Origin of the sequence: Variovorax sp. VNK109 (assembly GCF_049445855.1) — a bacterium.
In the GTDB taxonomy this organism is placed as follows: Bacteria; Pseudomonadota; Gammaproteobacteria; order Burkholderiales; family Burkholderiaceae_C; genus JAGOCV01.
The window spans coordinates 282,157-295,557 of the sequence record NZ_JBMSDV010000003.1 but is presented as its reverse complement, the minus strand read 5'-3'; the positions used below and the strand labels follow the sequence as shown (position 1 = coordinate 295,557).

General features: G+C 66.5%; 11 protein-coding genes. 1 reads left to right on the top strand and 10 read right to left on the bottom strand.

Features of this window, described 5'->3' with window-relative positions; translation table 11 throughout:
* Window positions 1-6: 6 nt before the first annotated feature.
* Entirely contained in the window at window positions 7-5,751 is a 5,745-nt protein-coding gene (gene uvrA / locus ACO2Q9_RS12480) for an excinuclease ABC subunit UvrA (RefSeq protein WP_423311790.1), read from the bottom strand.
* Between the two features lie 213 nt (window positions 5,752-5,964).
* Between uvrA and ACO2Q9_RS12475 the strand changes: the two genes are divergently transcribed.
* A complete protein-coding gene (locus tag ACO2Q9_RS12475; RefSeq protein ID WP_423311788.1) occupies window positions 5,965-6,516 on the top strand; it encodes a hypothetical protein in 552 nt (183 codons plus the stop codon).
* 94 nt (window positions 6,517-6,610) lie between these two features.
* Here the strand turns inward: ACO2Q9_RS12475 and ACO2Q9_RS12470 are convergent, their stop codons facing one another.
* The 9 genes from ACO2Q9_RS12470 to ACO2Q9_RS12430 form a co-directional block, all read right to left on the bottom strand.
* Window positions 6,611-8,719, bottom strand: coding sequence for a sodium:solute symporter family protein (locus ACO2Q9_RS12470; protein ID WP_423311786.1), 2,109 nt, complete (start codon window positions 8,717-8,719; stop codon window positions 6,611-6,613).
* Complete coding sequence (locus tag ACO2Q9_RS12465) at window positions 8,719-8,979, bottom strand: DUF4212 domain-containing protein (RefSeq protein ID WP_423311784.1); 261 nt, start codon at window positions 8,977-8,979, stop codon at window positions 8,719-8,721. The genes ACO2Q9_RS12470 and ACO2Q9_RS12465 overlap by 1 nt, the downstream gene beginning before the upstream one ends.
* 58 nt (window positions 8,980-9,037) lie before the next feature.
* Window positions 9,038-9,646 carry a tetratricopeptide repeat protein gene (locus ACO2Q9_RS12460; RefSeq protein ID WP_423311782.1) on the bottom strand — a complete coding sequence of 203 codons (609 nt, stop codon included), beginning with the start codon at window positions 9,644-9,646 and terminating at the stop codon, window positions 9,038-9,040.
* Window positions 9,637-9,933 (bottom strand): hypothetical protein, encoded by a 297-nt coding sequence (locus ACO2Q9_RS12455; protein ID WP_423311780.1) that lies wholly within the window; start codon window positions 9,931-9,933, stop codon window positions 9,637-9,639. The genes ACO2Q9_RS12460 and ACO2Q9_RS12455 overlap by 10 nt, the downstream gene beginning before the upstream one ends.
* Window positions 9,934-10,123: 190 nt before the next feature.
* Window positions 10,124-10,789 (bottom strand): 2-hydroxychromene-2-carboxylate isomerase, encoded by a 666-nt coding sequence (locus ACO2Q9_RS12450; protein ID WP_423311778.1) that lies wholly within the window; start codon window positions 10,787-10,789, stop codon window positions 10,124-10,126.
* Complete coding sequence (locus tag ACO2Q9_RS12445) at window positions 10,786-10,998, bottom strand: DUF1289 domain-containing protein (protein WP_423311776.1); 213 nt, start codon at window positions 10,996-10,998, stop codon at window positions 10,786-10,788. The genes ACO2Q9_RS12450 and ACO2Q9_RS12445 overlap by 4 nt, the downstream gene beginning before the upstream one ends.
* Window positions 10,995-11,507 (bottom strand): YbaK/EbsC family protein, encoded by a 513-nt coding sequence (locus ACO2Q9_RS12440; RefSeq protein ID WP_423311774.1) that lies wholly within the window; start codon window positions 11,505-11,507, stop codon window positions 10,995-10,997. The genes ACO2Q9_RS12445 and ACO2Q9_RS12440 overlap by 4 nt, the downstream gene beginning before the upstream one ends.
* A 15-nt stretch (window positions 11,508-11,522) precedes the next feature.
* A complete protein-coding gene (locus ACO2Q9_RS12435; RefSeq protein WP_423311772.1) occupies window positions 11,523-12,431 on the bottom strand; it encodes a hydroxymethylglutaryl-CoA lyase in 909 nt (302 codons plus the stop codon).
* A 33-nt stretch (window positions 12,432-12,464) separates the two neighbouring features.
* Window positions 12,465-13,397: a 2-hydroxyacid dehydrogenase gene (locus tag ACO2Q9_RS12430; protein WP_423311770.1), complete on the bottom strand. Its 933-nt coding sequence runs from the start codon at window positions 13,395-13,397 to the stop codon at window positions 12,465-12,467.
* Window positions 13,398-13,401: the final 4 nt, after the last annotated feature.

The window sequence follows — 13,401 nt, the reverse complement described above, 5'->3', positions numbered from 1 at the left end:
TTCGCGTCAGCGCGCGAGCACGGGTTCGAGCGCGACGCCGGTGTGCGTCTTCCTGCGCACGACTTCGTCCGGTGGGGCTGCTGCCACGACGCGCCCGCCCGCCGCGCCGCCCTCGGGGCCGAGGTCGATGATCCAGTCGGCCTCCGCGATCACATCGAGGTCGTGCTCGATCACCACCACGCTGTGCCCGCCGTTCACGAGGCGGTGCAGCACATGGATGAGCTTCTCGACGTCGGCCATGTGAAGGCCGACCGTGGGTTCGTCCAGCACATACAGCGTGTGGGGCGCCTTCTGACCGCGCCGCGTGATGTCATCGCGCACCTTGGACAGTTCGGTCACGAGCTTGATGCGCTGCGCCTCGCCGCCCGAAAGCGTCGGCGACGGCTGGCCGAGCGTGAGGTAACCCAGGCCCACGTCTTTCAGCAACTGCAGCGGATGGCTGATGTTGGGCATGGAGGCGAAGAAGTCCACCGCCTCGTCCACTTCCATCTGCAGCACGTCGCCGATGCTCTTGCCGCGCCAGCTCACGGCCAGCGTCTCGGGATTGAAGCGCGCGCCGTGGCAGGTTTCGCACGGCACCTTCACGTCGGGCAGGAAGCTCATCTCGATGGTGCGCACGCCCTGCCCTTCGCAGCTCGGGCAGCGGCCTTCGCCGGTGTTGAACGAGAAGCGGCCCGGGCCGTAACCGCGCGCCTTGGCTTCGAGCGTGTCGGCGAAGAGCTTGCGGATGGTGTCCCAGAAACCGATGTAGGTTGCGGGGCAAGAGCGCGGTGTCTTGCCGATCGGCGTCTGGTCCACCTCGAGCACGCGGTCCACGGTTTCGTAGCCCGCAAGCGATTTGCACCCGGCCCAAGCGGGCCGCTTGCCTGCCGCGTCCGCGTCACGGCCGGCCTTGGTGCTGCGAAGTTGCACGATGCTCTGCACGTTCTGCAGCAGCACGTCGCGCGCGAGCGTGGACTTGCCCGAACCGGACACCCCCGTCACCGCGACCAGGCGTTGCAGCGGGACGTCGACATCCACGTCGCCCAGGTTGTGCAGGTTCGCGCCACGCAGTTGCAGCTTCGGCAGGTCGCTGGTGATTTCGCGACGCTGGCCGATGGGATGACGGATCGCTTGCAGCAGGTAGCGGCCGGTGACGGATTCACCCGCCGCCGCGACCTCGGCCGCGGTGCCCTGCGCCACGAGTCGCCCACCGCGCTTGCCCGCGCTCGGTCCGATGTCGATGATGTTGTCGGCGCGGCGGATGGTGTCTTCGTCGTGCTCGACCACCACCAGCGTGTTGCCCTTGCCGCTCAGTGTCTTGAGAGCGTTGAGCAGGATCTGGTTGTCGCGCGCATGCAGGCCGATGGTGGGCTCGTCGAGCACGTAGCAGACGCCCTGGAGGTTGCTGCCGAGTTGCGCGGCGAGACGGATGCGCTGCGCCTCGCCGCCGGAGAGCGTGGGCGCGCCACGGTCGAGTGTGAGATAGCCCAGCCCTACTTCTTCGAGGAATTCGAGGCGTGAACGGATTTCGGGAATCAGGTCGCGCGCAATGTCGGCTTCGCGCACCGTCATCTGCTGGTCTTTCACCAGCGCATCGATCCAGTCGCGCACGCCGCTGACCGACAGTCGCGCGATGTCGGTGATGGCCATGCCGCCGAAGCGAACCGCGCGCGCGGTCGCATTCAGGCGCGTGCCTTCGCAGGTCGGGCACACCGTGTCACCCACGTCTTCCACTTCGGGTTCGGCGAAGGTCTGTTCGCGGCCCTTGTTGTCCTCGTCGCGCTGCGTGTCGTCGAACGCACGGCGTTGTTCCTTCGTCAGCTTGACGCCCGTGCCCACGCAGTCGGGGCACCAGCCGTGCTTGCTGTTGTACGAGAACAGGCGCGGGTCGAGTTCGGCATACGAGGTCGCGCAGACCGGGCATGCACGCTTGACCGACAGCGCCAGCACGGCGCCGATGTCTGCCGTCGGCGTGCCGGCGATCATCGCGGCGCGCAGGCCGGTGAGCTTGCTCAACACGTGCACAACGCCCTTGCCGTGCTCCAGCGCCACGGTGAGCTTCTCGCGCAGCAGGCTTTCGTTCTCCGGCGTGACGTCCAGGCTCGCCACCGGCAGTTCGATCGTGTGTTCCTTGAAGCGGTCGATGCGCGGGAAACCCGTGGTCGGAAGGAAGTTGCCGTCCACGCGCAGGTGCGTGTAGCCACGCGGTCGCGCCCAGTCGGCGAGTTCGGTGTACACGCCCTTCCGATTCATCACCAGCGGGCTCATCAGGCCGATGTGCTGGTTGCGGAAGTTGCGCATCAGCTGCGCGGCGATGCTGTCCGGCGTCTGCGGCTGTACCGCCGCACCATCGTGGATGCAATGCTGCACGCCCAGCTTCACATAGAGCAGGCGCAGGAAGTGCCAAACCTCGGTGGTCGTGCCCACGGTGCTCTTGCGGCCGCCGCGCGAGAGGCGCTGCTCGATGGCCACCGTCGGCGGAATGCCGTAGACCGCGTCCACCTCGGGCCGGCCCGCCGGCTGCACGATGCTGCGCGCATAGGCGTTCAGGCTTTCGAGGTAGCGGCGCTGTCCCTCGTTGAACAGAATGTCGAACGCGAGCGTGGACTTGCCCGAGCCCGATACACCGGTGATCACGCTGAACTTGCCCCGCGGGATGTCCACCGACAGCGACTTGAGGTTGTGTTCCTTGGCGTTGACGATCTGGATCGCATCGGCACCCTGCGCCGGTTGCTTGCGCTTCGGTGCAACGCGGTACGCAGCCGGCCGCTCGCCGACCTTGCGCGCGCCTTCACCCATCACCTCTTCATAGTCGCGCAGCGCACGGCCGGTGTGCGAATCGACATTCAGGCGGACGTCTTCCGGCGTGCCCTCGGCCACCACCAGACCACCGGCCTCGCCGCCGTCCGGGCCGAGGTCGACGATCCAGTCGCTCGCGCGGATCACGTCGAGGTTGTGCTCGATGACGACGAGCGAATGCCCCGCCTCCAGCAGCTTGCGCAGCGCGCGCATGAGCTTGGCGATGTCGTCGAAGTGCAGGCCGGTGGTCGGCTCGTCGAAGAGGAACAGCATGCCCTTCTTCGCCGTGGCCTGGCGGCTGGCGGTGGCGCTGCGCGCAGCTTCGGCGAGGAAGCCCGCGAGCTTGAGGCGCTGCGCCTCGCCGCCCGAGAGCGTGGGCACGGGCTGCCCGAGCTTCACGTATTCGAGCCCGACATCGACGATGGGCTGCAGCGCGCGGATGACGTCACGATCGCTGGCGAAAAGCGCAGCAGCTTCGCTCACCGTCAGTTCCAGCACGTCGGCCACGTTCATCACGCGGCGGCCACCCGTCGCATCGCTGCCGCGCTCGATCAGCACTTCGAGGATTTCGGGCCTGTAGCGGCGGCCGTCGCAATCGGGGCAACGCAGGTACACGTCGGACAGGAACTGCATCTCGACATGCTCGAAGCCCGATCCGCCGCAGGTGGGGCAGCGGCCATCGCCACTGTTGAAGCTGAACTTGGAGCCCGTGTAGCCGCGCTGCTTCGCGAGCGGCGCATTGGCGAAGATCTCGCGCACGGCGTCCCACGCGCCGACATAACTCACGGGGTTGGAGCGCGCCGTCTTGCCGATGGGCGACTGGTCCACGAACACCACGTCGCTCAGGTGGTCGGCACCCAGCAGGCGGTCGTGCGCACCCGGCGATTCGGTGGCGCGGCCGAAGTGCCGCATCAATGCAGGTGCCAGCACGTCCTGGATCAGCGTCGATTTGCCCGAACCCGAGACGCCGGTCACGCAGACGAGGCGTTGCAACGGAAAGTCCACCGACACATCGCGCAGGTTGTGCTCGCGCGCGCCTTCGAGGATAAGGCGCGGTGTGCTGTCGGTCACCATGCGCTTGAGGCCCAGGCCGATGTGCTTGCGTCCGCCGAGGTACGCACCGGTCAGCGTGTCTGCGTTGCGCAGTGCTTCGGTGTCGCCATCGAACACGATGCTGCCGCCGCGCTCGCCGGGCCCGGGGCCCATGTCGATCACGCGATCGGCGGCCAGCATGACGGCCGGGTCGTGCTCCACCACGACCAGTGTGTTGCCCGCGTCGCGCAGGCGGTGCATGGCCTGCGTGATGCGCTCCATGTCACGCGGATGCAGGCCGATGCTCGGTTCGTCCAGCACGAAGAGGGTGTTCACCAGCGAAGTTCCGAGCGCCGTGGTGAGGTTGATGCGCTGCACCTCGCCGCCCGAAAGCGTGCGGCTCTGCCGGTCCAGCGTGAGGTAGCCGATGCCCACATCGCCCAGGTATCTGACGCGCGTGGTGATCTCCTCGAGCAGCAGCTTCAATGCCTGCGCATCCCCGCCCTGCATGTGCCCGGGCGCCGCCGGGCTCATGAGGCTGAAGAAGTGACGCAGCTTGTCGATGGGCAGCAGCATCAGGTCATGCAGGCACAGGCCGGGCAGCGATTCGAGTTGCTCACGCGACCACTTCACGCCGCGAGGCATGAACCTTTTCCCGGGGGACAACACCGCGTCCGCCGCCTGCTTGCTGCCGATGCGCCAGAGCAGGCTCTCGGTCTTCAGGCGCGCGCCGCCGCAGGTGTCGCAGGGCGTGTAGCTGCGGTACTTGGACAGCAGCACGCGGATGTGCATCTTGTACGCCTTGCTCTCCAGGTACGCGAAGAAGCGCTTGATGCCGTACCACTGCTTGCTCCACTGCCCCTCCTTGTAGGTGGGCGTGCCGTCGAGCACCCAGGCACGTTGCGCGTCGGTGAGCTTGTTCCACGCCGTGTCGCGCGGGATGCCGGCGGCCTCGGCGTGGCGCATCAGGTCGTCCTGGCTTTCGGACCAGGCCGGCGTCTGGATCGGCTTGATCGCGCCCGCGCGCAGCGTGAGCTTGTCGTTCGGGATGACGAGACCCCAGTCCACGCCGATCACGCGGCCGAAGCCCCGGCACACTTCGCACGCGCCCACGGCCGAGTTGAACGAGAACATGGAGGGAATCGGGTCGGTGTAGCGCAGGTCGCTGTCGGGGCAATGCAGGCCGGTGGAGAAGCGCCAGATCTCGTCCTGCCCGCCTTCGTCCTCGCTGCGCAGGCGATAGACGTTCAGCCGTCCGCTGCCACGCTTCAATGCGGTTTCAATCGCCTCGATGACCCGCACCTTCTCGGCGCTGCCCATGCGCACGCGGTCGGCCACGACGTCCAGCACCTTGCGCGGACCGGTGGGTGTGGCCACTTCGCGTTCGGCCTGCACGCGCGTGAAGCCGCTGGCCGACAGCCATTGCTCGACCTCCTGTGCCGTGGTGTTGGCTGGCAGTTCGACCGGAAAGGTGAAGACCAGGCGCGGATCGCCCTCCGCCGCCGCGCGCTGCAGCAGCTTCGCGTGGATGGTCTCCGCGGAATCGTGCTGCACGGGCTGTGCGGTGTCGCGGTCGAACAACTGGCCCGCGCGCGCGAACAGCAGCTTCAGATGGTCGTTGAGCTCCGTCATGGTGCCCACGGTGGAGCGCGAGGACCGCACGGGGTTGGTCTGGTCGATGGCGATGGCCGGCGGCACACCGTCCACCTTGTCCACCGCCGGCTTGTCCATGCGGTCGAGGAACTGGCGCGCGTAGGCCGAGAAGGTTTCCACGTAGCGCCGCTGGCCTTCGGCATACAGCGTGTCGAACACGAGGCTGGACTTGCCCGACCCGCTGGGGCCGGTGACCACCGTCAGCTCGCCGGTGCGGATGTCGAGATCCAGGTTCTTGAGGTTGTGCTGGCGCGCGCCACGGATGCGGATGAAGCCCTGGGTCATAAAGTCCGGCGGGAGAGGTTTTGTGGGGTGAGGCGGAACATTCTAGGCACGCATCCTGACCCTGGCTTGCGCCGGGCCATCGCCATCCGTTACAACCCCGGGTTTACATCAGGGGCCCTCCCCGGCCGCGACGGGACATTTGTCACGGTTGTGCATTACCATTGCGCTAGTCGAACCGGACCCCAGACCGTTGGAGAGGAACGGACACAACACATGCCGGAGTTCAGCCCCAAGTCCTACTTGCGCAAGACCGAACGCGGTGCGTCTGCCCTCAAGGCACGCGACCCCGCCATCACTCCCAAAGGTCGGGCACTCATGATCATGGCCAGCGGCGAAAAATCGGCGCAGGACATCGTGCGGCTGCTGCCCAACCCGGACGAGTCCACGGCCATCCTCGGCGACCTCGTCCTGGCGGGCTTCCTGGAAGTCGTCGCCCCGCCCTTCGGACCGGGCACGCCTTCCCCGGCGCCAGCCACCCCGCGACCTTCGGGCTTCGGCAGCTCCTCCCCGGCCCCGCTGGCCGCCCAGTCGGCGCCCGCACCGCTCGCCGCATCTGCGGCCGGCGACCTGAAGGGTTCCATCCAGAAGGCCAGCAAGCTGCTCTACGACATGCTCGGCCCCACGGCCGACAACCTGTGCACGACGCTGGAGCGCTGCAAGACCTACGAGGAATTCGAGGCACGCCTGCTCGACTGCCGCCGCGTGGTCGCGCAGGTCCGCTCCGAGAAGAAAGCCGACGAGTTCTACAACGCCTCGCAGTCCTGAGCGGACCCGCACCCGGCCCTTGCGGCCACCCCCCCAACAAAGAAAAAAGCCCGCCACTTCCGTGGCGGGCTTCAGTCTGGCTGACTGTCAGCGATCAGTGGATTGCAGCGCCGGGTGCCGTGCGACCATCCAGGCTCGGATAGCGCACGTGCTCCACGAGTTCCTGCGTCTCGCGATCGGGCGCAGCGGTGAGCAGCGACACGATGATGATCACCACGAAGCCCAGCGGAACGCCCCAGAGGCCGGCGGAAATCGGCTGGATGCCCCACCACGTGTTCGCCGCCAGGACGTCCGGCGTCAGCGTGGTGCCGTGGAAGATCTTGTACATCCAGGGCTGCGTCTTGATCATGTAGTAGAACGTGATGCCCAGGCCGGCGACCATGCCGCAGACCGCACCCCATTTGTTGGCACGCTTCCAGAAGATGCCCAGGGTGAGTGCCGGGAAGAACGCAGCTGCCGCGAACGAGAACGCCGCCGAGACCAGGAACAGGATGTCCGCCGGTTTCTGCGCCGCCACGGAGGCGGCGGCAAGTGCCACGGCCAGCAGCAGGATCTTCGACAGCATCACGCGCTTGGCGGTCGATGCGTTGGGGTCGATGATCTTGTAGTACAGGTCGTGCGACAGTGCGTTGGCGATCGTCAGCAGCAGGCCGTCGGCCGTGGAGAGCGCGGCAGCCAGGCCACCCGCAGCCACCATGCCGGAGATCACGTACGGCAGGCCACCGATTTCCGGGGTTGCCAGCACGATGATGTCGCCGCCGATGGTCATCTCGGCCAGTTGCAGGATGCCGTCCTTGTTGATGTCGGTCACGGTCAGCAGCGTCTTGTCCACCGCGCTCCATCGTGCGATCCACTCCGGCAACCTGTCGAATGGTGTTCCCACAAGCACTGTGTAGACCTCGTACTTCACGAGTACCGCGAGCGCAGGCGCCGTGAAGTACAGCAGGAAGATGAAGAACAGCGACCAGGTCACCGAGTCACGCGCTTCCTTCACGGAAGGCGTCGTGTAGTAGCGCATCAGGATGTGCGGCAGCGCAGCGGTACCCACCATCAGGCAGAACACCAGCGCCAGGAAGTTGCGCCGTGCAATGTCGCGCGCGTTGTCGTCGCGTCCGGGGAAGGCCTCCGCATGGCGCAGGGGCGGGCCCGAGCGCGCGGTGTTGGAGGTCCTGGCCGCCGTGTAGGCGGCCCGGGCCGCTGCTTCGTCCCTGGGCAGTGCCGCGAGCGCAGCTTCGGCTGCAGTGACTTGCGCCACGGGTGCGTTGGCGGCACGCGCGTCGTCGACAGCCTTCTGCGCGGCAGCGCGGTCGGCAGCCATGGCGGCGGGCACGTCCTTGAGCTTCGCATCGGCGGCGTCGGCGCGCTGCTTGAAGATGCCGCGGACTTCGAGTTCCTTGGGATCCTTGAGCAGTTCGGCTTCCTTGGCCGTGACCTTCTCCAGCTGATGGCCGTAGACGACCTGCGGGATCGGGAAGGTGGTGTGCTTCACCGACAGCCAGACCACGGGAATCATGTACGCCACGATCAGGATGATGTACTGCGCCACCTGCGTCCACGTCACCGCGCGCATGCCGCCCAGGAACGAGCAGACCAGGATGCCGGCCAGACCCGCGAAGATGCCGATCTCGAAGGCGAGGCCGGTCAGGCGGGTGGTGATCAGGCCCACGCCGTAGATCTGCGCGACCACGTAGGTGAACGAGCAGAGGATGGCGGCGAAGATGCCGATCAGGCGTGGCAGGTTGCCGCCGTAGCGCGCGCCCAGGAAGTCGGGAATGGTGAATTGCCCGAACTTGCGCAGGTAAGGCGCGAGGAACAGGGCCACCAGGCAGTAGCCGCCCGTCCAGCCCATGATGAACGCGAGGCCGCCGTAACCCGTGAGGTACAGCGTACCGGCCATGCCGATGAACGAGGCCGCGCTCATCCAGTCGGCGCCGGTGGCCATGCCGTTGTACATGGCTGGAACGCGCCGGCCCGCGACGTAGTACTCGGCGGCGTCGCTGGTGCGGCTCATCACGCCGATGCCGGCGTACAGCAGCACCGTGGCCGCGAGGAACAGGTAGCCGATCCAGTTCTTCGGAAGCCCCATCATCTCGAGGATGCCCAGGACGATCACGAAGGCCAGGAAGCCGCCCGTGTAGAACGCATAGACCTTGTTCAGGCTTTTCTTGAAGTCCTTCTGGGACTGTGTCTGGTTACCGAACATCACTCGTCTCCTTCATGGACGCCGTACTCCAGGTCCAGGCGGTTCATGTACCGCGCGTAGTACCAGATGATCACGACGTACACCACCAGCGCGCCCTGCGCCGCCATCCAGAAGGAAAACGGCCAACCGAAGAAATTGAAGCTCAGGTCGCGGGCCAGGAAGCCGACGACGTAGGTCACCACGAACCAGATGGCCATCAGGATGGCCGTGATCCGGAGGTTCTTGCTCCAGTACTCCTTGTGCTTTTCTGTCAACTGCATTTCATGTGCTCCTCTCGTATTGAGTTCACCTTACCCACCTCTCTCTTTCTCGGGCCGGCTATTCGCCGGCCTTCAAACCTGTCTCCCGCTCCAGCTGCGCAGCCACCTTGGGCTCGAAGCCCCTCAGATGCCGGATGACGTTCCGCGTCTCGTCCGGCTGGCCCTGCTCCATGTGGATGCGACCGATCTGGTACCAGCCGTACGGGCTCATCGGCTGCAGCTTCGTGTTGCGCTTGAGGGCCTTGAGCGCTTCGTCCAGGCGGCCCTGCCGGATGAGTACGAGCCCGAGCCCGTACCACGCGCGGTCCATTTTTTCGTCCAGCGCGAGTGCTGCGCGGAAGCCGGCCTCGGCCGCCTCCAGATGGCCCAGTTCCTCGTCGACGAAAGCCAGCGCGAACACGGCATTGACCGACGCCGGGTTCGCCTGCGCCGCCACGGTGAACCATTCCCGCGCGCTTGCGCGATCGCCGGCGCGCAGGGCTTCGTAGCCCAGGCTCATGCGCGCGTGCAGGTCATCGGGCCTGAGCTGGAGGATCTGGCGGAAGACCTGCATGGCCTGGGCGCGGCGTCCGAAGACGAGCAGCGCCTTGGCCTGCAGGTGCAGCCACCGCAAGGCCCAGGTCTGCGCGGGCGCGGGTTGCATGGGGTTCATGGTGCTCACTGACATGCCAGCGCTCCGGCCGTGAGGCAGAGATCGATCTTCATCTTCACGGTGAACAGCCAGGCCATCAGCAGCAGGCTCGCTGCCGCCAGCGGGATGTGCTGGTCGAGGATGAAACGCGGGCTGATGCGGCGTGTGACCCAGAGTGCGGGCTTGGCCGCAACGTCGAGCAGTTGCCAGAAGACGTTGGTCTCCTTCTTTGCCCCCGCCAGCAAACCCAGTACGAACCGGGCAATGATGAACATGAGCGAAAGCTCGATGAGGCTTTTCGCAATGACGACAGCCAACAGCATCTGTCTTGTCTCCTGTTTTATTCCGGAATCCCGCCGATGCAGGGCAATGTGATCGCCTGCTCTGACCCGACGCTGACTTCAAACTGAATGCAATCTGACAAACCGGGTGCTAACCCTGCCCCGTGATTTCGAATCGCAAAAAAAAGAGGCCTCAGGCCTCTTGTCTCGGGAAAGTACCTAGCAGCCGGTGTCAGCTCCGCGGCGGCCGTGCACGCGCGATGCCCGTCGGGATGTGCCGGGCCGCCTCCCATGCGGGGCCTTCGAACCAGGGGTCGCCGTGCAGGCAGGCACGCAACATCGGCAGCGCGTCGAAGCCCCAGAAATGACGGCCGTCCACCACGGCCGTCGGCACGCCGAAGAGGCCTTGCCGCACGGCGGCATCGGTCTGCCGGCGCAGCAGGCCTTTCACTTCGTCGCCCGCGGGGTCGAGCGCATCGGGCTTGTCCTTGAAGAGCTGCTGCTTCAACGCATCGAGGCGCGCGGCATCGGTTGCATCCGCGCCGCCGCGCCACACGTGGCGGAAGATGGTCTCGCATACATGCCGGTTCACCGCACCGTCCTGTCCACAGGCCAGGGCCAGGCGCAACAGCGCGAGCGGGTTGAACGGGTGCGCGGCCGGCATGGCCATCTCGATGCCTTGCTGATGCGCCTGCCACAGCACCTGCCGGTAGGTCCATTCGCGCTTGGGCGCGATCTCGGCCGGGCCGAGCTGGCCGTTCGCATCGAGCAGGCCCGCGAACAGCAGCGGCCGGTACTCGACGCTGTGCGTGATGCCTTCGAGCGCTTGCGGCAACTGCTCGAAAGCGAGGTACGCGTAAGGCGAGATGAAGTCGATGTGGAAGACGATGTGCTTCATGGTTGCGCCCCCGCCATCCTGCGCCGCTCACGCAGCAGCGTCCACACCTCGCGCTTGCGCGCATCGTCCATCGCGCTCCACGCCGCGATCTCGTCGAGCGTGCGCCAGCAGCCCTCGCACAGCCCGCTGCGCTCGCTCATGACGCAGACCGATACGCAGGGCGAACGCACCGCCGGTGGAACCGCAGGCGTGGACGCGTTGCCGCTCATGTCTTTCCAGCGGCGGCTTCCACCACCACGTCCTCCACCGGCGCGCCGGTCAGCCGCTGCAGGTCAGGCGGCGCGAGGCGGAACACGCCATGCGGATGGCCCGCCGCAGCCCAGATCTCGTCGAACCGGCCGAGCTCGCGGTCGATCAGCGTGACCGGCGGCGTGGCATGTGCCACCGGCGAGACGCCGCCGATGGCGAAACCCGTCTTCGCGCGCACGAAGTCCGCATCGGCGCGGCCGATCCTGCCGACGATGGCCTCGACCTTCTTTTCATCCACGCGCTTGTCGCCCGAGGTGATGACGAGCACGGCCGTGTCGTCCACCTTGCGACGGAAGATGATGCTCTTGGCGATCTGGCCGACGCCGATGCCCAGTGCATCGGCCGCCTGCTGCGCCGTGCGCGCCGCGTCGTCGAGCATCACCGGCGCATGCGGGTGGTTGAGGCGCTGCAGCTCTGCCGCCACGCGCTGCACGCCCTCAGGCAATGACTTCAGTTCGGCGCCACACATCGTTCGCGTATCCCTTCAGGCTGCACGCTTGTTGAGGATGGCCGTCGACGCACGCGAGTTCGGCTTGCGCTGCAGGTAGTCGCTGATGTACTTGCCCGCGTCGATCAGCTTGTCCAGGTCGATGCCGGTGTCGATGCCCATGCCGTGCAGCATGTAGACCACGTCCTCGGTCGCCACGTTGCCGGTCGCGCCTTTCGCATAGGGACAACCACCGAGACCCGCGCTCGACGCGTCGTACTGCCACACGCCCATCTCCAGGCTCGCGAGCGTGTTGGCCAGCGCCTGGCCGTAGGTGTCGTGGAAGTGGCCGGAGATGTCGTCGATGTCGTAGTGGCGCAGCGCGGCTTCCATGGCGCGCCGGACCCTGGCAGGCGTGCCGACGCCAATCGTGTCCGCCACGCCGATGTGATCGACACCGATCTCCTTCATCAGCTTCGCGACGAGTTCCACGCGCTCGGGCGCCACGTCGCCTTCGTAAGGGCAACCCACCGCACAGGAGATGGCGCCGCGCACGTGGATGCCCTTGGCATGCGCGAGTTCCACCACCGGTGCGAATCGCTCGATGCTTTCGGCGATGGAGCAGTTGATGTTGCGCTGGCTGAAGGCCTCGCTGGCCGCGCCGAACACCACCACTTCGTCGGGTCGTGTGGGCAGCGCCGCTTCCAGGCCCTTCATGTTGGGCGTGAGCACCGAGTAGCGCACGCCCGGCTTGCGCTGGATGCCGGCCATGACCTCGATCGCGTCGGCCATCTGCGGCACCCACTTGGGGCTGACGAAACTCGTGACCTCGATGTCCTTCACCCCCGCGTCCTGCAGGCGGTGCACCAGGCCGATCTTGATGTCGGCAGGGACGGGGTCCTTCTCGTTCTGCAATCCGTCGCGCGGGCCGACGTCGACGATCTTCACGCGTGGGGGCAGGTTCATGTCTCGTTCCTTGCTCGTTCTTGCCGTGGCTCTTCAGTATCCGCGTTCGCGGTCAACCACGCCGGCAACAGGTTCTCCCCTGGCCATGGCGCGGATCTTCTGCGCGATCTGCAGCACCGTGTCCTCGCGCAGGGTGCGCGCGGACGTGTGCGGCGTGACCGCGATTTTCGGATGTTTCCAGAACGCGTGACCAGCGGGCAGCGGTTCGGTCTGGAAGACGTCGAGCGCGGCGCCCGCAAGGTGACCGCTGTCGATCAGTGCCAGCAAGTCGTCTTCCACCAGATGCGCGCCCCGCGCCACGTTGATCACATAGCCGCCCGGTTTGAGCAAGGACAGCGTGTCGCGGTTCATGATGCCGCGCGTTTCCGGCGTGAGCGGCAGCAGGCACACGAGGATGCGCGTCGCAGACAGGAATTCGTCGAACGTCGCCTCACCCGAAAAGCAATGCACGCCGTCGACCTGCCTGGGCGAGCGGCTCCAGCCCAGCACCGGAAAGTCGAACATCGCGAGCGTTTTCGCGACGCGTTCGCCGAGCACGCCCAGGCCCATCACGCCGATGGGAAAGTCGGTGCGCAGCAGCGGCTTGCGGAAACGCCATTCGCCGGCCGCCACGTCGCGTTCATAGGCATCGAGTTCGCGGTAATGGCGGATGACCGCATGCGCCACGAATTCGGCCATCTGCACCGACATGCCGGCATCGTTCAGGCGCACCACCTGCATGTGTGGCGGCAGCGACAGCTTCATCAGCGCGTCCACACCCGCGCCGATGTTGAACAGCGCCTTCATCTGCGGCTGCTCGTCGATCAGTTGCTGCGGCGGCCCCCAGACCATCGCGTAGTCGGGCCGCACGCCGTCCTGCATGCTTCCCGGGGACCATTCCACGACTTCGGCTTCGGGCAATGCAGCCCGCAGGCTCTGCAGCCACGGGCGCGGGTCGGTGTTCATGCAGCAGAAGGCGATCTTCATGACT